The sequence below is a fragment of the Paraburkholderia sp. HD33-4 genome, assembly GCF_021390635.1.
Lineage (GTDB): Bacteria > Pseudomonadota > Gammaproteobacteria > Burkholderiales > Burkholderiaceae > Paraburkholderia.
This window is the reverse complement of the sequence record NZ_JAJEJS010000002.1, coordinates 583,914-602,911: the sequence shown is the minus strand read 5'-3', so window position 1 is coordinate 602,911 and position 18,998 is coordinate 583,914. Positions and strand designations below refer to the sequence as shown.

The following is an 18,998-nucleotide window of genomic DNA, read 5'->3' as shown; positions in this document are numbered from 1 at the left end:
ACTTTTCGTTCGAATCCCTGACTTCGCGCTGACTTCGTTTTGCCATCCTGACGACACATGACACTGCGGCAAAAGTCGCACACAAAGATGTAGTCGTCTAGACGTTGCGATGCCTTCACTCAACCGTCACAGTCGCTTTCTAGAATGAGCCCCACACATACCGGCAGTGTCCGGATGCAGCGAGGAAATACAGATGGAAGCGATCCGTGAAGCTATTCGAATCGAACGTTTGAGCAAGACGTTCGGCAATGGCCGCAAAGCGCTCGACGAAATCGATCTGCGCGTCGCGCCCGGTGAGATGGTCGCGTTGATCGGCGCATCAGGCTCGGGCAAATCGACTTTGCTACGGCATATCGCGGGCTTTACCGCGTCGGATGCGCAGCCATCGCAGATCGAAATTCTCGGCCGGCCGATCCAGCAGAACGGCCGCATCGTGCGTGAAGTGCGCAGCATTCGCCGCGACATCGGCTTCGTGTTCCAGCAGTTCAACCTGGTGAACCGGCTGTCGGTCGAAACCAACGTGCTGATCGGCGCGCTCGCACGTCTGCCGTGGTGGCGCCGTCTGTCCGGCCGCTTCCCGCGCGCGGAACGCGCACTGTCGCTGGCTGCGCTGCACGAGGTCGGTATCGGCGAACATGCGCGCGAGCGCGCCGCGAACCTGTCGGGCGGCCAACAGCAACGCGCCGCGCTCGCACGGGCGCTCGTGCAGCGTGCGCAGATCGTGCTCGCCGACGAACCGATCGCCTCGCTCGATCCCGAGTCGTCGCGCCGCGTGATGGACATGCTGCAAGCGCTGAACGTCGAGCATCGGATCACGGTGCTGGTGTCGCTGCATCAGGTCGACATCGCAATGAAGTACTGTCCGCGCACGGTCGCGCTGCGTCGCGGCAAGGTGGTCTACGACGGCCCTTCGAGTGCGCTGACACCGGCGCTGCTGAAAAAACTCTACGGCGACGATGCGCGCGAACTGCTCGACGACGCGACGCACGGCGCAAACGACGCTCACGATGCGCCTGACGCGGCCAATCACGCCACCGCGCCTGCACGTCTGGACGCCGGCCCCGCCGCCGCGCGCCACGCGTTCGCGCTGAGCGGCGCGCCGTCGAACTGAACCGCGCGCACTGTCGCGCGCTCCTGACTCTCTCCGTCCACCCAACCGGATCTCAACCGATGAAATTCTTGCGCTCCCTGATCACGCTCGCGGCCGGCGCTGCCGCTTTCGCCTGCGTCGCCGCAGCCCACGCGGAGGACATCAACCTCGGCATCATCTCGACCGATTCGTCGGCGGTGCTCAAGCAACGCTGGGAACCGCTGATCGACGACATGAAGAAACAGACCGGCCTGGACGTGAAGGCATTCTTCGCGACCGACTACGCGGGCATCATCGAAGGTATGCGCTTCAACAAGGTGCAGGTCGGCTATTTCGGCAACGCGTCGGCGATCGAGGCCGTCGATCGTTCGGGTGGCGAAGTATTCGCGAAAGCGCAGCACGCGAACGGCGACAGCGGCTACTACTCGCTGCTGATCACCAACGTGAACAGCCGCTTCAAGACGCTCGACGACGTATTCAAGGACACGAAGAGCGTGACGCTCGGCTTCGGCGATCCGAACTCGACGTCGGGCACGCTGGTGCCGGGCTACTACCTGTTCGCGAAGCACAACACGCCGGTCAATACGTCGTTCAGGAGCGTGCTGCCGTCGAGCCATGAAGCGAATCTGCTGGCCGTCGTCAACAACAAGATCGATATCGCGACCAACAACAGCATGATGATGGAGACGCTCAAGCGCGAGCACCCGGACAAGTTCGCGCAGGTGCGCGTGCTGTGGACCTCGCCGCTGATTCCGTCGGATCCGCTCGTGTGGCGCAAGGATCTGCCGCAAGCGACCAAGGACAAGCTGCGCAAGTTCTTCCTGAACTACGCGAAAACCGATCCGCACGAAAAAGCGGTGATGGCCGGCATCACCGAGTACAGCGGCTTCGAGGCATCGTCGGATCAACAACTGCTGCCGATTCGCGAGATCGTGCTGTTCCAGCAGAAGCAGAAGATCGAGAGCGATACGCATCTGTCCGATAGCGACCGCAAGACGCAATTGGCCGCGCTCGACGCGAAGCTGAGCGCGCTCAGCAACGCACAGTCGAAGCAATGAACACGGCCGATCTGATCACGTCGCCGGCGCACGCGAGCGAAGCGGCGCGGGCCGAGCAAGCGAAACAGCAAGCCGGCAAGCGCAGCTGGCGGTCGCTGCTCGGCTGGATCGCAGTGCTCGCCGTACTCGGCGGCGCGTGGCACGGCGCCGACATGCGTCCGCTCGATCTGCTCAGCGACTCCGCGAACATGGGTCAGTTCGCGAAAGACTTCTTCCCGCCCGACTTCACCGAGTGGCGCAGCTACCTGCACGAGATGTACGTGACGCTGGCGGTCGCGATCTGGGGCACCGCGCTCTCGCTCGTCTGCGCGGTGCCGTTCGGTCTGATGTCCGCGCACAATCTCGCGCCGCAGTGGGTCGTGCAACCGGTGCGCCGCCTGATGGACGCGTGCCGCGCGATCAATGAAATGGTCTTCGCGATGCTGTTCATCGTCGCGGTCGGGCTCGGTCCGTTCGCCGGCGTGCTCGCGCTGTGGGTGCATACGACGGGCGTGCTCGCCAAGCTGTTCGCCGAAGCGGTCGAGGCAATCGATCCCCGCCCGGCCGAAGGCGTGCGCGCGACGGGCGCGACGCGTCTCGACGAAATCGTCTATGCGGTGCTGCCGCAAGTGCTGCCGCTGTGGATCTCGTTCGCGCTGTATCGCTTCGAGTCGAACGTGCGCTCGGCGATGGTGGTCGGCATGGTCGGCGCGGGCGGCATCGGCGTCGTGCTGTACGAAGCGATCCGCTCGTTCAACTATGCTCAGACGGCCGCCGTGATGATCATGGTGATCGTCGTCGTGACGGTGATCGATCTCGGCTCGGCCTGGTTGCGTGAGCGGGTGACCTGAAGACACCCGATCGCGGCACGCTGGAATACTGGAAAGACAAAGGCAAAGCGCGCACCGCCTTGCCTTTGTTCAATGACCTTCCCGCGCGGGCCTGGTCTGCCTTACTCCAAGCCGTCGCGAACGGCATCAGAACCGGTGCCGGATCCCCGCCTGCACCAGCGCTTGCGACTGACCGCTCGAAGCGGTCGTCGTATAGATCTGCGCAAACGCACCCGGCCCGCTTGCGCGCTGATAGATGCCGGTGAGGAACAGATCGGTTCGCTTTGACAGCAGGTAGTCGCTCGCGAGCGTCACCTGGTTGTAGTGAGGCGAGCGGCCACCCGAATAATCACCGGCCGTATACACGTACGACACGCCGATCTGGAGCGCCGGCGTAAAGCGCTTCCACACACCGATTTCGCCGTTCTGCAAGCGCAATCCCGTCGAATCCGAGTAGTTGAACAGCACGTTCGAATAGCTGACCAGCACGTTGACGAAGCCGAAATCGTAGGTCACCCCCGTACCGATGATGCGCTGCTGGTCGGTGCCCGCGCCCGTCGGGCTCACGACGAACGGTGAGCTGAAGCCCCAGCCCGTGCTATCCACTGCGCCGCTCGTCAGGTTCGACGGCGTCGCGTTGCTGCGCCGGTTGAACTGCGTGAACGCCACACCGGCCTTCAACGCGCCCTTCGCATACACGGCGCTGCCGCTGAAACCGTTGTTGTTGGAGAACTGCGTCGAGTTCGAGAACGCGTAGCTGCCTGCGAACGTGAGCCCCGAGAACGTCGGCGACACGTAGCGCACCGAGTTGTTGAAGCGGTTCGTGAAGAACATGTTGTCGTTGTCGCCGATATGCGCGCCGAAACCCGCGAAGATATTGGCGGACTCAGCCCACCACAGGCTGTTGGTCATTTCCTCGTATTGACGGCCCATGGTCACCGTACCGTAGCGCTGATTGCTCAAGCCGACGAACGCCTGGCGCCCGAACATGCCGCCGAGCATCGCGCCATTGGTGATCGAGAAGCCGTTTTCGAGCGTGAAGATCGCATGCGTGCCGCCGCCGAGGTCTTCGTCGCCGCGCAGCCCGAAACGCGGCGGCATCATGCCGCCGTTGGCCAGCGCGAACAGGTGCGATCCCTTCACGTTGCTCACGTATTCGATGCCGGTCGAAATAATGCCGTACAGCGTGACGCTGCTTTGCGCATGCGCGCAGCCGATCCCCACCGCGCTCAACGCAGCGCACATAGCCGATTTTTGTACCAACCGCCAAACCTTCATGATGTCTCCTTCATTAGTCCCGCTAATTGTTATCAACTGCTCTGTGTGTTTAAAAGCTGTGGATCCTTAGTCATGTTTCGTTGCCACGGCCGGTCTGCGCTGACCCCGCCACGCGAAGCGCGCAACGACCCGCGAGCGGCGCCTCGTGACGCCGTTCGTCCATGCACTTGAAGTCAATCGGGTCAGTTCGGTCCGAGCGCTTCCACCGGGCCGTGCCGGCGGTCTTCGAGATTTTCCGGGCGCCCCCAGCCGAGAATCGGCGCGAGTTGCAACACCACCGCGATCACGACGAGCCCGATGCGCACCATCCAGCCGCCTTCGTAGAAGCTCGCGAAGATCGCCGGCGGTCCGAGCAGTACGCCGAGATACGTGGCCTGCGCGACCACCCCGCTGGTCGCGCCGAGCGAGCCGACGCTCGGCGACGACGATGGAACCAGGGTCCAGATATAGCCGTTGACGGTGCCGATACCGAGCGAGAACACGCAGACGGCGACGATCGCCGCGACGAGCCCGACCATCGGCAAGTAAAGGCCGATGCCGCCGCACAGCATCACGATGCCGCCGACGATCGCGAGGCGCCCGCCGTTCACGCCTGCCTTCAACAGATGGCCGACGCTCAAACAACCACACGCGACGAACACTTCGGCAAGCGTGCCGACCCCGGCCGCCGCCGGAATCGCAATGCCGTAGCGCCGCGACAGATACACGGTCAGCGCGGCCATGATGCCGGTCTGGATGAACGCGGAGGCACCCGAAGCAAGCGCCACCCGATACGGCCGCGGGCTTTTCAGCACGAGCCAGATGTCGGACAGGCGACGGCTTTGCAGATTCGCCTGTTTGGCGGGCAGCAGGATCACCGCGCAGGCGAGCGCGCCCATCAGGATCGCGTGTCCGCCGAATGCCCAACGCCACAGCTCGCCGCGCTGCGCGAGCGGCGCGACGATGCTGAGCGTGAGACCGATGCCGACCGCCGTGTGCGAGGTCCACAGGCCGAGCGCGATGCTGCGCCGCGCTCCCGTCGTCGTGCGCATGATCAGCGTCACGGCACCCACCGTCAGCGACAGATAGCCAACGCCTTGCAGCAGGCGGCCGAAAAACATCGTGCCGATGTCATGCGAGCCGAACACGACGAGGTTGCCGACAAGTGCGAACACCGAGCCGCCGAAGATCACGCGCTTGTCGCCGATCCGGTCGACGAGCCAGCCGCCGAACACCGCGGCGATCGCGGTGATCAGCGACGGAATGGAGATGACCCAGCCCGCGCTCGCATGCGACAGGTCGAAGTACTTCGCGATGTCGCCAATCACGGGAACCGACTGCGTGACGAGCGACGTCGCGACGGTGCCGTAGATGTACAGCAGGATGATGCAAGGCCAACTGCCCGGGGAAAGCATGGTTGTCTCCTGAAAGAATCGTCTGATTGTTGTACTTGTTATGCGTTTATTGAACTCGTGCGTGCCCTAAGCTCGTCACCCCCATTCGAGCAATCGGCACAAATTTCCGCCCATGATCAGCTCCCGATCCGCGGCCGACAGCCACGACAACGTCTCGCTGAAGTGCGTGACGCACTGGCGGTACGGATGGTGCAACCTCGACAGCTCGCTTGCCCACACGATCCGCTCGGCGCCGAACGCGTCGAAGACGCGGCGCAACGTGGTTTCGAGCGAACGGAACGGATACGGGTCGAGCGCGTAATCGCCGACGCCCGCCGCTTTCACGTGCACGTTCCGGTGCTCGGCGAGCGCGAGCAGCGCGGGCAGATGATCGAACGCGCTGGGCCCCGATGCGCCGCGCGGCACGCCGAGATGATCGACAATGATTTGCAGCCACGGATGACGCCGCGCGATGTCGTCGACGATGTGCAGCGCGTTCGGCACCAGCAGCGCGACCACGAGGCCGGTTTCCTCGGCGATCGGCCAGAGCCGGTCCAACTCGCCGTCGAGCAGCGGCTGCAAGCGCTCCTTCGTGTTGAACAGGAAGCGGATGCCGCGCATATTGGGCTGCTCGCGCCACCTGCGCAACAGCCGGTCCGGATTGTCGAGCCGGCTGTCGAGCAGGCCCATCACCGCGAAACGTTGCGGCTCGGCCGCGGCGAGCGACAGCGAGTACGCGTTGCCGTCGGGGTCCCACAGCGGCGGCACCAGCAACGCGCGGTCGACACCCGCCTGCGCCATTTCGGCCTTGAGGACGTCGCCGGTGATCGGCGTGCGTCGATGGTGCCCGGTCGAAACACCGTTGGACCAGGCATGGACTTGTGCGTCTGCGATCGGCATGGAAGTTCGTCGTCGGATAGTCTGAATGTCCTGAGTGACTCGTCGTCACGCCTCGATCTGGAACAGCCGGCCCGCGCCGCGAATCTGGCCGCGCCAGCCCGCCGCGTTCAGCACCGACCACAGCATCGCCTGATTGCTGGTGACGACCGGCAGATCGAGGCCGCGTTCGAGCTCGTCGGCGGCTTCGAACGCGCGCACGTTCGCGCACGACAGCAGCACCGCGCGCGTGTCGCCGTCGACCTGCTTGCGCACCACCGCGGCGATTTCCGCGGGCTCCATCTGCGCGGCCACTTTCGCGTCGGTGAAACCGAGCGACACGGTGCGCAATACGTTGAAGCCCGAATCGAGCAGCGATTGCCGTTCGACCCGCGAGAACTCGTCGCTGAACGGACAGACGTGCAAAATCCCGTCGGCCTTCAGCGCGCGCAGTGCTTCCTTGATCGCGACCATCGTGTTGGTCGACGGAATCTCGAGCATGGCCGACATACGCTGCGCGAGCCTCGCGTCGCAGTCCTGACCATTCGCGACGCTCGCGCCCGTGCAGTTGAACGCGATCGCATCGGGTGACAGGTCTTTCAGGTAGCTCGCCTCGTCGATCGCTTCGAGGTGGGCGCGCGTCAGGCTTTCCATCGTCACGCGTCCCGCTTCCTTGCGCAGCCGGATACGATGCACGTGATACGCGACGCCGTCCGGACAATAGGCGCGGAAGTCGTCTTCGGCGATCGTGTTCAGCGACGGCACGATCATCCCCACACGCAATGTCTTCATCGATTCCCTCTTGTGTTGCTCTATGTGTTGCAGGTTGTGGAGCAGTCTATGGGCTTACGCTTTGCAGGCCCAATCGAAAAACTGCCAGGGTCATCCGTTTTTGCTGTACTCGGGCGAGTGGCTCGCCGCGCGCGCCTCGTCCTCGGTCTGGTCCATCGATTCCAGCGCCTTGCCGCGCGCCTCGATGCCGATCGTCAGATACGTGAGGCCGCATACGAGCAGGCACAACGCGAGGAACTGGAACGCCGGCACGATCACGCCGACGGTTGCCGACGGCATCACGACATTGCTCGAGCCGGCGGTCATCGCGAGACCGAGCGGGCCGAGAATCTTGCCGACCGAGCCCGCGAGTCCCGCGTAGCCCGAGCCGGTGCCGCGCAACCGCGACGGCCAGATTTCGGTGGAATACGCGGCGCACACCGAGAAGCTGCCGTCGGCGAAGATGAACGCAAGTAGCAACGGCGCCCAGAACAGCGACGGACTGAGCCAGTCGCCGTGGCCTATGTAGCCTGCGGCGAGCAGCGCAATGGCCGACGCGATCGCGAAGTAGCCGCCCGTTTTACGCCGGCCGATGCGATCCGCCAGTGCCGCCGCCGACAGCCGCGCAACCATGCCCAGCATGGCGAAGCCGATCATCGTTTTGGCGGCGAGCGCCGGCGTGAGTTGCTGGATCTGCGCGAGCAGCGTCGGCGCCCACAGCACGATGCCGTAGTAGCCGGCAATCAGGCCGACGTTGATCAGCGTCGTCGTGATCACGCTGCGCGGGCAGCGCAGCAGTTCGAACCAGCCGCGCGAGGCCGCCGGTTGCGGCGTATCGATCTGGTCTTCGAACGACTGCTTGCCGAGCGCCCACGCGATCGAGCGGCGTGCGTCCGCGTCGCGGCCTTGCAGACTCAGCCAGCGCGGCGACTCGGGAATGTAGGCGGCGCCGATCAGCGCGATCACGGCCGGCGCGGCGCCGAGCGCGAAAGTCCAGCGCCAGCCGAGCGCCGGAATCACGTACGCGCCGCTGAAGGCGCCGAGCAGCAGGCCGCCCGTCGTGATCGCCGACACGATGCCGGTCAGCATGCCGCGTCGCCGCGGCGGCGTGAACTCGTGCACGAGTGCAATCTGGATGAAGTAGCCGGCCGTACAGAAGCCGATCACGACGCGCAGCACCGCCATATAGATCCAGCCGCGCTCCGGCGTGAACGCGAGACCGACGCTGGCGGCCGCGAGAAGCAGCAGCGACAGCACGAACACCGGCTTGCGGCCAAGACGATCGGCCATGCTGCCCCACACGACACCGCCGACGATCGCCCCTGCGCCCGACGACAACAGCACCGCCCCCATGATCCCGTAAGTGAGGCCCCACGGCTTGATCAGATAGGCCATGATGAAGCCGATCAGATAGGCGTCCCAGAACTCGAGCATGCTGCCGACGCCGACCAGTCCGAGCAGCAGCTTCTGGTTGCCGGACAATCTCGTCTGCTCCTGAAACGGGCTGCGCCCGCTGTTTATTTGCAACATTGTCGTCTCCATCGTTCGTTTTTTGATTCGCAGGACTAATCGCTCATTATGGACTCGATTCGTCAGCGTGTGCCGAGTCTTGCCGCTCAGGAACGCGCCGCTTTGCGCCTGGGTGGTTTGGACTTTTGCTGTGCTTTTGCTGGCTTGGCGGCGGCTGCGGGTCGCTCAGGCGCAGCGGGCCCCGCAGCCTCCGGTTGCGCCACCGATTCACCCGCAATCGCCGTTGCATTGCGCTTCAGATGATGCAAAAACGCCGCCTGCACATCGTTGGGCCGCCAATCGCGCTTCGTCGTAATGCCGACAATCGGGCCGTCCCACGGCACATCGACCGGCAGCGGCGCGATGAAGCCGAAGCGCCGCTCGCTCAGCACCTCGGTCCAGCTCAGCACCGTCAGCATTTCGGCGTCGTACAGCGTGATGCGGATCGTCGACAGCGAATAGGTTTCGATGCTCGCCGGCGGCGGCGTGGTTTCGGCGAAGATGTGCTCGTAGGCTTCGCGGCGCGGCGAACCCTTCGGCGGCAGCACCCATTGGTAGCGCGTGAGGTCGTCGACGGTGATCGCGTTTTGCCGCGTCAGCGGATGCTCGCGGCTCGCGACCACGCAATAACGCTCGTGATACAGCGGCTCCTCGACGAAATCGAATGCCTTGCCCGGCTGCTTCAACAGCCCCAGCATGAAGTCGATCTCGCCACGCAGCAGCTTGTTGAGCAAGGTCTCGTACGTGCCGCTCAGCACCACGACGCGCGCATCGGGAAACTGCACGGTCAGCGAGCGGATCGCGTTGACGATCAGGATGGTCGGGTCGAGCAGCAGCACGCCGACCGTCACCGTGCGCTCCTTCGGAAACTCGTAGGTGGTGACGGTTTCCGCGAGCGCCGCGATCTGACTCGACACGAGCTTCAGCCGTCGCGCGAACTCGCTGCCGACTTCGGTTGTATTAATGCCAGCCGAAGTATGCCGGTACAGTTGCCCGCCGAGATTCTGCTCGAGCGTGCGCGCCGCGCGCTGCAGCGACGCCTCGGTGATGCCGAGCATCCGCGCGGCCGCGCGAAACGAGCCGCACTCCTCGATCGCGATCAGGCAACGCATCTGCGTGCGCGTGATGCTGCTCGCGAGCGCCAGCGGCGAGACCTTGCGCGTGCTGCCGACGAGTTGCGCGGCTTCTTCGGCGAACTGCAGGATCTTGCGCGTGCGCACGAGCGCCGCGACCCCGACCGGCGTCAGATACGTGCCGGTCGGCGAGCGCTCGAACAGCGCGACGCCGAGCATCCCTTCGAGCGCCGCGACACACGAGGTCGTGGCCGGCTGCGAGCGCAGCAATTCCTGCGAGGCCTGCGTGACGTTTTCATGGCGCGCGACGGTCTCGAAGACACGCAACTGCCAGATGCTCGGCAGGTCTTTCTCGGACGCGGTGGTCTCGATTCGTCGCATCGTCATTCCTGATTCAACTGGATCTAGTCAATCGATGGAGTGAAAGGGCCGTCACGCTATTCGCGCTACTTGAGCTGCTCGCGCTATTCGCGGCCCACCGTATTACGCAGCGTGCCGATTTTATCGATCGAAATCTCGCACACGTCCCCCGGTTTCATGAACACCGGCGGCGTGCGCGAGAACCCGACACCGCTCGGCGTACCGGTCGCGAGGATGTCGCCCGGATACAGCGGCGCAATCGTCGACACGTATTCGATGAAACGCGGGATCTTGTGGATCATCGCGCTGACGGACTCGTCCTGCATCACCTGGCCGTTCAGCGTTGTACGGATGCGCAACTGATCGACATCCTCGATCTCGCGACGCGGCACGATCCACGGTCCGATCGAACCGCTGCGGTAGAAGTTCTTCCCCGGCGTGATCTGACGCGTGTGAAACTGCCAGTCGCGCACGCTGCCTTCGTTCATGATTGTAAAGCCCGCGATATGCTCGAAGGCTTCCTCGGCGGCGATCCGGTAGCCAGGCTTGCCGATCACGACAACCAGCTCCCCCTCGAAGTCGAACTGCTCGCTGACGCCCGGATGCAGCAGCGGCTCATTGTGCCCAACCAGCGAATCCGCGGCGCGCGCGAACAGTGCCGGCGATTTCGGCAGTTCCTGCACACGCCCCGCGCTCTGCACTTCGTTATGATGCTCAGCGTAATTGAGCGCGAGACACCAGATGTGAACGGGCGCGGCGACGGGCGGCAGAAAACGGATCTGATCGAGCGCATAGTCGGCGGGCTCGGACGCCGCGGCCGCGACGTGCTGCGGAAAACCGGCGGCGATCAACGCCTTCAGGTCCGCATACTCGTGACCGAAGCGCTTGCCGAGATCGATTACGCCATCGCCGGCCACGACGCCGTAGGTGCTGCGTCCGTCGATTTCAAAGCTGGAATATTTCACTTCACTTCTCCGTTAGACGAGGCCGGCATACGAGCCGCCATCCAGTTGCAGGTTCTGTCCCGAGATGTAGCCGGACTGCGCGCTGCACAGGAATGCGCACGCGTCGCCGAACTCCGTCGGATCGCCGAGGCGTTTCGCGGCGATCGTCGCCGCGATCCGCTGCTTCGCTTCGGCCATCGTGATGCCGTCCTTCTTCACCATGCGCTCGGCCATGTAGCGCTGACGGTCGGTGTCGAAGCGCTCCGGCAGCAGGTTGTTGATCGTCACGTTATCGACGACGCTATCGCGCTGCACCGATTTGCTCAGCGCGGTCAGCGCGGCGCGCACGGCGGCCGACAGCCCCATCATCGCGCTCGGCGACTTGACCATCGCCGACGTGATGTTGACGATGCGGCCGAAGCGCCGCTCGCGCATGCCCGGCACGAACGCCTTGATCAGGAAGATCGGCGCGAGCATGTTGCCTTCCACGGCGCCGAGCCAGTCCTCGCGGCTCCAGTCGCCGATCTTGCCGGGCTCGGGACCCGCGTTGTTGTTGACCAGAATGTCCGGTGCGGGGCACGCATCGATCAGCGTCGCACGTCCCTCTTCCGTGTTCAGATCCGCGACGACGATGCGCGGACGCCGGCCCGCCACCCCCTCGATCTGCGCGGCGGCCGTTTCCAGCGCGTCGCGATTGCGGCCGTTGATAAACACCTCGCAGCCCTCGCGCGCCAGCGCGGTTGCGCACGCGAGCCCGAGGCCGCGCGACGATGCGCACACGAGTGCCTTCTTCCCGGCGATTCCCAAATCCATGACTTGTCCTCTGTGACTTCGTTGATTCCAGCGACCTTGCGCGGCCGCCTTCAGTGAGCTTTATCGGCCAGCGCGGCGAGGCGTTCCTTCAGACGCGGATAGAGCGTCAGAGCATTGCCTTCGAGAACCTGCTGGCGGTCGCGATCGCCCAGGTGGGGTGTCGCCACGATATAGCGGCCGGTGTCGTCGTAGTGATGACCGGTCTCGGGGTCGATGCCCTTGACCGCGCCGATCATTTCCGAGCCGAACACGATGTTGCGATGGGGGATCACCTTCGTCAGCAGATCGATGCCGGCCTGGTGATACACGCAGGTGTCGAAGAACACGTTGTTCAGCAGGCCTCTGTCGAGCGCCTCGAAGCCCATGTCCTGCGCGAGACCGCGATAGCGTCCCCAGTGGTACGGCACCGCGCCGCCGCCGTGCGGGATGATGAAGCGCAGCGTCGGAAAGTCCTTGAACAGTTGCGGCGCGAGCAGCAGCTGCATGAACGCGGTGGTGTCGCCGTTCAGGTAGTGCGCGCCGACGTGGTGGAAGCACGGATTGCACGAGCTGCTCACGTGAATCATCGCGGGCACGTCGAGGTCGACCATCTTCTTGTAGAGCGGATAGTAGATGCGGTCGGTCAGCGGCTTGTCGGTCCAGTAGCCGCCTGACGGGTCCGGGTTCAGATTGCAGCCGACGAAGCCAAGCTCCAGCACACAGCGTTCGAGCTCCTCCGCCGATGCTTCGAGCCCCTGTCCCGGCGATTGCGGCAACTGGCAAACGCCCGCGAAGTTCTCCGGATACAACGCGCAGACGCGATGAATCAGGTCGTTGTTCAGGCGCGACCATTCGATGCTGTTCTCGAGCGTGCCGAGGTGATGGCCCATCTGGCCGGCGATCGGCGAGAACAGCGTGAGGTCGAGACCGCGCGCACGCTGCTCCTTCAGCTGACCGTTTTCGAGCGCGGCGCGCAGTTCGTCATCGGAAATATCGAGCGGTGCGCCGTAAAAGCCGCCGCCGTTTTCGAGCTGACGGCGCCGCCATTCGTGCAGGGTTTTCGGCACCGTCGTGAAGTGCCCGTGACAATCAATAATCATCGTGATTTACCGTGTTGTTGGATGCGAAAGACCGCGCGGGCGGCGCCGCGGCGCGTCAAGCGCCCGCCGGCCACTCGACGATCTGCGTGGCCTGCTTGACGAAGCGCTCGGGTGGCTTTTCGCCGGTGTCGTAGCTCATGCCTTCGCCGATCTGGATGCGATTGAAGCGGCTCGCCGCATTGAGCTTTTCGTGCGAGACCCAGTGCTCGTGCATCTGCTCGAACGGGCTCATCCAGTAGTCGAAGATCTGGCTGCCGAGCGCATGACGGCCGATACCGCGCACGTGATCGTGCGAACGGTGCGCCATGTGGTCGTAGCCGAAGAAGATGTCGTCGACGCCCTCGACCTGATACGACACGTGATGCATGCCGGCGCGTTGCCCGCGCAGCAAAAAGATCACGTGATGATCGACGAGCTCGTCGCCGCGATCGACGCGATTGAACTGGCCGATCACGTTGCTCTTGTCGCCGACGAACAGTTCGTCGGTCGGCAGCAGGCCGAACGTGCGCTGATACCAGCCGATCGTGTCGGCGAGGTTCGGCGTCGCATACGCGGTGTGCGCGATGCGCACGACACGCGCCGGACCGAGCGAACGGCTTTCTCCCTCGGGGCCGCGCACCAGCACCCGCGCCGGCAACGGAGTCACGCGCTCGCGACCGGTCACGAGTTCGAGCCAGAAGCCGTTCGGGTCTTGCAGCCGAACGCGCCGGCCGCCGCCGGGCACGTCCGGCGATTCGATGCCTTGCGCACCGGGGAGGCTGGCGAGAGCTGCAATGTCGGCGTTCTCGCCAAGCTCGTACCCGAAGCTGATCGCGCCGGGCGCGCCCAGTTCGGTCACGTGAAGAAACGGCGAATCGCCGACACCGCGCATATAGAGGCGCTTCGCGTCGCGATGCGCGAGAACCATGCCGAAGTCTTCGAGAAACGCCTGCATGCGGCCGAGATCCGGCGCACTGAGCCGGACGTATGACATTCCTGTGATCGGTGAAGCCACCGTTGTCTCCTTTGAGTTCTTTCTGTTGCGCCGATCCGGCGTTGCTAGCGCGCCGTCAACCCAGAATCTTCGCGACGTTGCCGTACAGTTCTTCGACGGTATAGCGTTGCGAGATCAGCTTCTGTTCGAACGCATAGCGGATCACCGTTTCGAGTGCCGGGCGCAAAGCGTCGAAACCGACCGGCTGCAGGTCCGGGCCGTTCGCGGGCGGCAACTCGCCGCTCGCCGCGCGGCTTTTCAGCAGCATATCGAACACTTCGCGCACGAGGTCAGCCCGCGATTCCGCGATTTCCTTGCGGACCGTTACGACATGATTGATCGGCACGACATGGGTGCGGCTGTACCATGCCGCAGCCGCTTCCTTCGGCTCGGGAATCAGCGTGCGAATGCCCGGGTCGCCGGACAACGCGCCGCCCGCGATGATCGCGTCGACTTCGCCCGCACGCAGCATGTCTTCGAGGCTCAACGACGAATCGATACGCGTGACGAAGTCTGGATTGCGAAACTCGGCGACGTGCGCGCCCTCCTGAGTGAGCCAGCGCACCTTGTCGAGTTCAACACCGTATTCGTCCGACAGAATGCCGCGCACCCAGGTCGGCGTGGTTTGCGGATACGAGCGCATCGCGACCGTTTTGCCGGCGAGGTCTTGCGGTTTCAGCGCGTCGTCGGCGCGGCACAGAATGCTCTTGTGGTGGAAGTTGCCATTCATCACGAACGGCAGCATCACGTAAGGCTTGCCGGCTTCGTACGCCTGCAGGAACGTGACGACCGCGAGTTCCGCGACGTCGAACTTGAGGCCACGCACGACGTCCTTGAACGCTTTCTGCGCGGTGTCCACATCGGCGAAATCGAGGCGCAGGTCCGGCGAAGCGACACTGCCGTCCTTCAGCGGCGCGGTCTTTTTGTACGTGCCCATCATCGCGGTGAGCGTGGTCATATCGGTTCCTTTCATGGGCGGCTCGCCGTGGCCAGCGCCTCGTTTTGTACGTTGCCGATCGCGGTGCCGACTCGCGGATCGTGGAACACCGCCTGCAGCGGCGGCTCGTTCGGAATCAGCCGCTGACGGTGCGCGTAGCGCACGAGCGCCGCCAGCGACGGCGCGTTCTCGTTGAAACCGTACGGCAGCGGATCGCCCACCCATTGCGACAGCTTGCGATAGCGCCGGTCTTCGGCGCTGTCCGCGGCGCCGCTGCGAATCCGTTCGAGGTAGTTCTCTTTGGCCTGTTCGAATGCGTCGAACAGCGCGCTCGCGAGCGTCGGATGCCGCTCGAGCACGTCGTTACGCACGACGATCATGCCGTGCAGCGGATAGATGCCGGTGCGCTCGAACCAGCCGCGCTCGCGCGCATCGGCGTCCTCGACTATCTCGACCAGTTCGTCCTCAAGATCGTTGCCCGCGCCCGCGAGACCGCCGAACGCCGCTTCGAGTTCGCCGCGCTTCATCAACTCCGCGATCGACTGACCTTCAGCGAGCCGCTGCACGTTCGGCGGCGTCGCGAAGCTCTGCACGTTCTCTTCCTCCTCGGTGATCCATGTGATCTGGTCGGGATCGACACCGTATTCGTCGGCGAAAATGCCGCGCGTCCAGACCGCCGCCGTGACCGAATAGGCGCGCACGCCGACGCGCCGCCCTTCCAGATCCTTCGGCCCGCGGATCGCCGACGAACGCAGCCGTTGCATGCCGGCGTGGCGAAAACGCCGCGTCATCGGTAGCGCGAGCGCGGTGATCGGTGCGCCGGCCGCGACCGCCATCAGATACGAGGTCGGCGCCATTTCGCAGATGTCGTATGGCTGGCTGCGCGCCATCTCGCGGTAGGCGTCGGGCATGCGTTTCTTGTCGATGAACTCGAGGTCGAAACCCGCAACGCCGACGGTGCCGTCACGCAGATCGCGCACCTGGCCGTGCGGTCCCAGCACGATGGACAGTTTCACTGTCATGATTGCTCCGTGCTTCGCGTTAAGCCGGCGAACGGCCGGCAAGTTGCAGGCCCTTGTCGAGCGCCGAGAAATCGCGCTTCGGATAGGTCATCAGGAAGCGGTAACCCTGCTCGATCACACGGCCCACGTTCTGATTCGTCACATGCGGATGACCGACCGGAATGTCGTACGCTTTGCCGACTTCGAGCACGTGATCCATCATGCGCAGCAGTTCCGGGTTGTCGTACTGGCGCGGACAGCCAAGCTCCTGGGTCAGATCGCCCTCGCCGATCAGCAGCACGCCGATGCCCGGCACCTGCCTGACGATCTCCTCGAGGTTTTCGATTGCCCGCGTGTCCTCGATCATCAGCACGACCAGCACTTCACCTTCGGGCGCGAGCGGCCAGACGTCGGCCTTGCGGTAGTACTCCTGTTGCGACACGCCCCAGTAACGCGCGGCGGGCATCGGCGCATCGCCGCGCAAGCCAGCCGGCTCGTAAAGCGACGCGCTTTTCAGGCGCGGATAACGGCACGCGGCGACCGCGTTGTACGCTTCCTCCGGTGTGCTGATGCGCGGCCACACGATGCCGTAAGCGCCGAGATCGAGCGCCTGCTTCGCGAACCACTGGTTCATCTCGCTGCCGCTTGGCGGAATCCGCACGAGCGGCGTCATCTGGCAGGCAATCGACTGCGCCTTCGCAATGCGCTCGCGCAACAGCAGAAACTGCATCGATTCGCGCAGCGCGCGGATATCCCAGGGCGTGTGCTCGAGTTCGAACACGACGCCATCGTTCGACGACTGCGCGAATGCCACCGCCGATTCCACTTCCGCCTGAATGAACGACGTGAACGCAATCCGGCGTCCGGTCTGCAGCGCACGAATCACGCCGTTGAGTCTTTCTGTCATGGTTGGATCGTCCTTCGTTCGCTTACAGCATCGCCGCGCAGAATGCATCGCCTGCGCCTTGCGGGAGAGGTTTTTCGGTCCAGTTGTCGCCGCCGTCGGTCGTGAAGAACACCTGGCCGCCGCGTGTGACGCTGATCACGCCGTTCGGGTCGCTCGGATGCACACCGAAGCCGAGCATCGTGCTCGCGGGATTGACCTGCGAGTCCGCGCGGTACCAGTTGTTGCCGAGATCGTCGCTCGCGTACAGCGCGCCCGCATTGCTGCGCGACGAAATGCTGAAACACGCGTACATTTTTTTCGGGTCGTCGCAGACGAAGCGGCAGTCGCGTGCATACGAGAACGGCGCGAACTTGCCAACTTCGAGATCGCGGAAGGTCTTGCCTTTGTCGCGGCTTTCGAAAATGCCGAGGCGGCAGATATAGAACAACGCGTCCGGGTCGGCGCTCGTCGTGCAAACGGAGTGCGCGTCGAACACGCCTTCGGCGTCGTCGTCGGTTTCGATCCGGCTCTTCAGATGCGGCAGTTTCGCGAGTTCGAGCAGGCCTTCCGGTTCGCCGCGCCACGTTTCACCGCCGTCCTCGCTGACGAGAAAGCCATTGATCTCCGCGACCGCGTACATCACATCGGGATTGACCGGGTGAAACGCGATGCGCATCACGCGCGAATCGCCGAACGAAATCTTGAAGCGCTCCGGATGATCGGCCTTGCACTTGCGCCAGCTGTCGCCACCGTCGTCGCTGCGATAGATGCTGACCGGGCCGCCCGCCGCGAACAGCGTGTCGGGACGCGTCGGGTGAATCACGACGCTCCAGAACTGGATCGTCTCGTCGGTCACGTTCAGTCGCGACCACGAATCGCCGCCGTCCTTCGAGCGATACACGCCTTTGCGCGTCGCCGCGAACAACAGATCGGGCCGCTCGGGATGCGGCGTGATCGCCTGCACGGAAGCGTCGTCGGGGAAGTCGGTGAGTTTTTCCCACTCGCCGCCCGGCTTCAGACGGTACATCGAGCCAATGGCATTCGGACGATTGGCGGCCGTGCCGACCAGCATCAATTCTTTCATAAGGTCTCCAGATGAATTTGTGGTCGAGCGCCGCCGCGTGATTCCGACTCGCACTCAACAGGAGTTCGGAATGGAGTGTAAGTGCCACCGGCTACGCTTTGTTATTCAAAATCTGCGGTGGCAATAGAAATTTGCTTAGTCGCGGAAAACGCGGCTTTCTGCCGTGAAAAGTGGGCGAATACGCTGGAGAACGGCTAGTGGATTACCCGCAAACGCGGGTATGGGTACAACGGATGCTGCCCGGGTCGAGCATCGCCAGATGGCGAGCGGCGAACCTTCAACGCTCGTCGGCGTCCGTCGCCCAGGCCTGCTCGATAGCATGCAACGCGCTGAGCACGATCGAGCGATTCAGCGCGGCCGCGAGCGTGCCGTCGCGTTCGGCGTAGGCCTCGCACAGCCGTTGATGGTCGGCGCACGAGCGCTGCAAACGGCCGGGCAAAGTGGTGCTCAGATGACGCAAGCGATTGGTGCGCATCCGCATCGAGTCGAGGACTTCCTTGAAGATGCCGTTGCGACTCACGCGCAGTTCCTCGTCGCGAAACGCAACGTTGGCCCAGAAGTAGCCGTCCACGTCGCCGCGCGCGGCGACCTCGGCGAGACGCTGATGGGCGCGCCACAGCGACGCGATGTCTTCATCGGTGGCGTTTTCGACGATCGCCAGCGACACCTGTGCATAGAGGATCGCGCGCAGCTGATAGATCTCGCGCACGTCCTTCAGATTGACCGCGGACACGCGCGGCCGCCGACGCGGCGACCAGTCCACCAGCCCCTCGCGGCTCAGCACGAACAGCGCCTCGCGCGCGGGCGTGCGGCTCACGCCGAAACGTTTGGCGAGATCGACCGAGTTCAGATCGTCGCCGGCCACGAGCCGTCCCTCGATGATTTCGCGCGCGACCCAGTCGACGATTTCCGCCACTGGCGACGCTTCGCCGTCGTCCGTCATCGCGCTTCTGTCGACATTCTGGTCCATCGCGGGTCCTGTACTGGAGGCATGGCTGGGCGCCTGCAGAAGCCGATTCTAGCAAACCGCGGCGCCGCGTCCGCCGTGGATGGCACCCCGACACCAGCACCAAGTGTACACATC

The 18,998-nt window shown here is 64.1% G+C and carries 18 protein-coding genes; 3 read left to right on the top strand and 15 right to left on the bottom strand.

Annotated features, from left to right (window positions below; all coding sequences use genetic code 11):
* Positions 1-193 precede the first annotated feature (193 nt).
* Genes phnC through phnE form a run of 3 tightly spaced genes read left to right on the top strand, consistent with a single transcriptional unit; the run spans position 194 to position 2,978 of the window.
* On the top strand, positions 194-1,111 hold the full coding sequence (phnC, locus tag L0U84_RS22680) for a phosphonate ABC transporter ATP-binding protein (RefSeq protein ID WP_233852839.1): 918 nt from the start codon (positions 194-196) through the stop codon (positions 1,109-1,111).
* 59 nt (positions 1,112-1,170) lie between these two features.
* Positions 1,171-2,148 carry a phosphonate ABC transporter substrate-binding protein gene (gene phnD, locus L0U84_RS22675; RefSeq protein ID WP_233852835.1) on the top strand — a complete coding sequence of 326 codons (978 nt, stop codon included), beginning with the start codon at positions 1,171-1,173 and terminating at the stop codon, positions 2,146-2,148.
* A complete protein-coding gene (gene phnE, locus L0U84_RS22670) occupies positions 2,145-2,978 on the top strand; it encodes a phosphonate ABC transporter, permease protein PhnE (protein ID WP_233852834.1) in 834 nt (277 codons plus the stop codon). The genes phnD and phnE overlap by 4 nt, the downstream gene beginning before the upstream one ends.
* Before the next feature lie 126 nt (positions 2,979-3,104).
* On the opposite strand, the gene L0U84_RS22665 is transcribed toward phnE, so the two are convergent.
* From L0U84_RS22665 to L0U84_RS22595, 15 genes are all read right to left on the bottom strand, one after another.
* Entirely contained in the window at positions 3,105-4,202 is a 1,098-nt protein-coding gene (locus L0U84_RS22665) for a porin (protein ID WP_233852833.1), read from the bottom strand.
* Between the two features lie 215 nt (positions 4,203-4,417).
* Positions 4,418-5,629 (bottom strand): MFS transporter, encoded by a 1,212-nt coding sequence (locus tag L0U84_RS22660; protein ID WP_233852830.1) that lies wholly within the window; start codon positions 5,627-5,629, stop codon positions 4,418-4,420.
* A gap of 75 nt (positions 5,630-5,704) precedes the next feature.
* Entirely contained in the window at positions 5,705-6,508 is an 804-nt protein-coding gene (locus L0U84_RS22655) for an amidohydrolase family protein (protein ID WP_233852829.1), read from the bottom strand.
* Between the two features lie 45 nt (positions 6,509-6,553).
* Positions 6,554-7,276 carry a maleate cis-trans isomerase family protein gene (locus L0U84_RS22650; RefSeq protein ID WP_233852827.1) on the bottom strand — a complete coding sequence of 241 codons (723 nt, stop codon included), beginning with the start codon at positions 7,274-7,276 and terminating at the stop codon, positions 6,554-6,556.
* 90 nt (positions 7,277-7,366) lie between these two features.
* Positions 7,367-8,785 (bottom strand): MFS transporter, encoded by a 1,419-nt coding sequence (locus L0U84_RS22645; RefSeq protein ID WP_233852826.1) that lies wholly within the window; start codon positions 8,783-8,785, stop codon positions 7,367-7,369.
* Positions 8,786-8,871: 86 nt separating this feature from the next.
* The gene (locus L0U84_RS22640) at positions 8,872-10,218 is read right to left on the bottom strand and encodes a LysR family transcriptional regulator (RefSeq protein ID WP_233852821.1); all 1,347 of its coding nucleotides are present in this window, start codon (positions 10,216-10,218) and stop codon (positions 8,872-8,874) included.
* Positions 10,219-10,301: 83 nt separating this feature from the next.
* A complete protein-coding gene (locus L0U84_RS22635; RefSeq protein WP_233852820.1) occupies positions 10,302-11,162 on the bottom strand; it encodes a fumarylacetoacetate hydrolase family protein in 861 nt (286 codons plus the stop codon).
* 12 nt (positions 11,163-11,174) lie between these two features.
* Positions 11,175-11,954 (bottom strand): SDR family oxidoreductase, encoded by a 780-nt coding sequence (locus L0U84_RS22630; RefSeq protein ID WP_233852819.1) that lies wholly within the window; start codon positions 11,952-11,954, stop codon positions 11,175-11,177.
* Positions 11,955-12,004: 50 nt separating this feature from the next.
* Positions 12,005-13,033: an amidohydrolase family protein gene (locus L0U84_RS22625; RefSeq protein WP_233852817.1), complete on the bottom strand. Its 1,029-nt coding sequence runs from the start codon at positions 13,031-13,033 to the stop codon at positions 12,005-12,007.
* A 55-nt stretch (positions 13,034-13,088) separates the two neighbouring features.
* Positions 13,089-14,027: a VOC family protein gene (locus L0U84_RS22620; protein ID WP_233852816.1), complete on the bottom strand. Its 939-nt coding sequence runs from the start codon at positions 14,025-14,027 to the stop codon at positions 13,089-13,091.
* Between the two features lie 55 nt (positions 14,028-14,082).
* Entirely contained in the window at positions 14,083-14,979 is an 897-nt protein-coding gene (locus L0U84_RS22615) for a phosphate ABC transporter substrate-binding protein (RefSeq protein ID WP_233852812.1), read from the bottom strand.
* Positions 14,976-15,965: an ABC transporter substrate-binding protein gene (locus L0U84_RS22610; protein ID WP_233852809.1), complete on the bottom strand. Its 990-nt coding sequence runs from the start codon at positions 15,963-15,965 to the stop codon at positions 14,976-14,978. Before L0U84_RS22610 ends, L0U84_RS22615 begins: the two co-directional genes overlap by 4 nt.
* A 19-nt stretch (positions 15,966-15,984) precedes the next feature.
* Entirely contained in the window at positions 15,985-16,851 is an 867-nt protein-coding gene (locus L0U84_RS22605; protein WP_233852808.1) for an HpcH/HpaI aldolase family protein, read from the bottom strand.
* Between the two features lie 22 nt (positions 16,852-16,873).
* Positions 16,874-17,914, bottom strand: a complete 1,041-nt coding sequence (locus L0U84_RS22600) for a WD40/YVTN/BNR-like repeat-containing protein (protein ID WP_233852807.1) — start codon at positions 17,912-17,914, stop codon at positions 16,874-16,876.
* Between the two features lie 277 nt (positions 17,915-18,191).
* The gene (locus L0U84_RS22595) at positions 18,192-18,884 is read right to left on the bottom strand and encodes a GntR family transcriptional regulator (protein WP_233852805.1); all 693 of its coding nucleotides are present in this window, start codon (positions 18,882-18,884) and stop codon (positions 18,192-18,194) included.
* Positions 18,885-18,998 lie beyond the last annotated feature (114 nt).

What these genes read in the sequence shown, in the direction of transcription:
- L0U84_RS22655 (WP_233852829.1), bottom strand. Translation starts at nt 6,508, where the DNA reads ATGCCGATCGCAGACGCACAAGTCCATGCCTGGTCCAACGGTGTTTCG.
- phnE (WP_233852834.1), top strand. Translation starts at nt 2,145, where the DNA reads ATGAACACGGCCGATCTGATCACGTCGCCGGCGCACGCGAGCGAAGCG.
- phnD (WP_233852835.1), top strand. Translation starts at nt 1,171, where the DNA reads ATGAAATTCTTGCGCTCCCTGATCACGCTCGCGGCCGGCGCTGCCGCT.
- L0U84_RS22630 (WP_233852819.1), bottom strand. Translation starts at nt 11,954, where the DNA reads ATGGATTTGGGAATCGCCGGGAAGAAGGCACTCGTGTGCGCATCGTCG.
- L0U84_RS22600 (WP_233852807.1), bottom strand. Translation starts at nt 17,914, where the DNA reads ATGAAAGAATTGATGCTGGTCGGCACGGCCGCCAATCGTCCGAATGCC.
- phnC (WP_233852839.1), top strand. Translation starts at nt 194, where the DNA reads ATGGAAGCGATCCGTGAAGCTATTCGAATCGAACGTTTGAGCAAGACG.
- L0U84_RS22645 (WP_233852826.1), bottom strand. Translation starts at nt 8,785, where the DNA reads ATGTTGCAAATAAACAGCGGGCGCAGCCCGTTTCAGGAGCAGACGAGA.
- L0U84_RS22625 (WP_233852817.1), bottom strand. Translation starts at nt 13,033, where the DNA reads ATGATTATTGATTGTCACGGGCACTTCACGACGGTGCCGAAAACCCTG.
- L0U84_RS22610 (WP_233852809.1), bottom strand. Translation starts at nt 15,965, where the DNA reads ATGACAGTGAAACTGTCCATCGTGCTGGGACCGCACGGCCAGGTGCGC.
- L0U84_RS22665 (WP_233852833.1), bottom strand. Translation starts at nt 4,202, where the DNA reads ATGTGCGCTGCGTTGAGCGCGGTGGGGATCGGCTGCGCGCATGCGCAA.
- L0U84_RS22615 (WP_233852812.1), bottom strand. Translation starts at nt 14,979, where the DNA reads ATGAAAGGAACCGATATGACCACGCTCACCGCGATGATGGGCACGTAC.
- L0U84_RS22640 (WP_233852821.1), bottom strand. Translation starts at nt 10,218, where the DNA reads ATGCGACGAATCGAGACCACCGCGTCCGAGAAAGACCTGCCGAGCATC.
- L0U84_RS22605 (WP_233852808.1), bottom strand. Translation starts at nt 16,851, where the DNA reads ATGACAGAAAGACTCAACGGCGTGATTCGTGCGCTGCAGACCGGACGC.
- L0U84_RS22660 (WP_233852830.1), bottom strand. Translation starts at nt 5,629, where the DNA reads ATGCTTTCCCCGGGCAGTTGGCCTTGCATCATCCTGCTGTACATCTAC.
- L0U84_RS22595 (WP_233852805.1), bottom strand. Translation starts at nt 18,884, where the DNA reads ATGGACCAGAATGTCGACAGAAGCGCGATGACGGACGACGGCGAAGCG.
- L0U84_RS22650 (WP_233852827.1), bottom strand. Translation starts at nt 7,276, where the DNA reads ATGAAGACATTGCGTGTGGGGATGATCGTGCCGTCGCTGAACACGATC.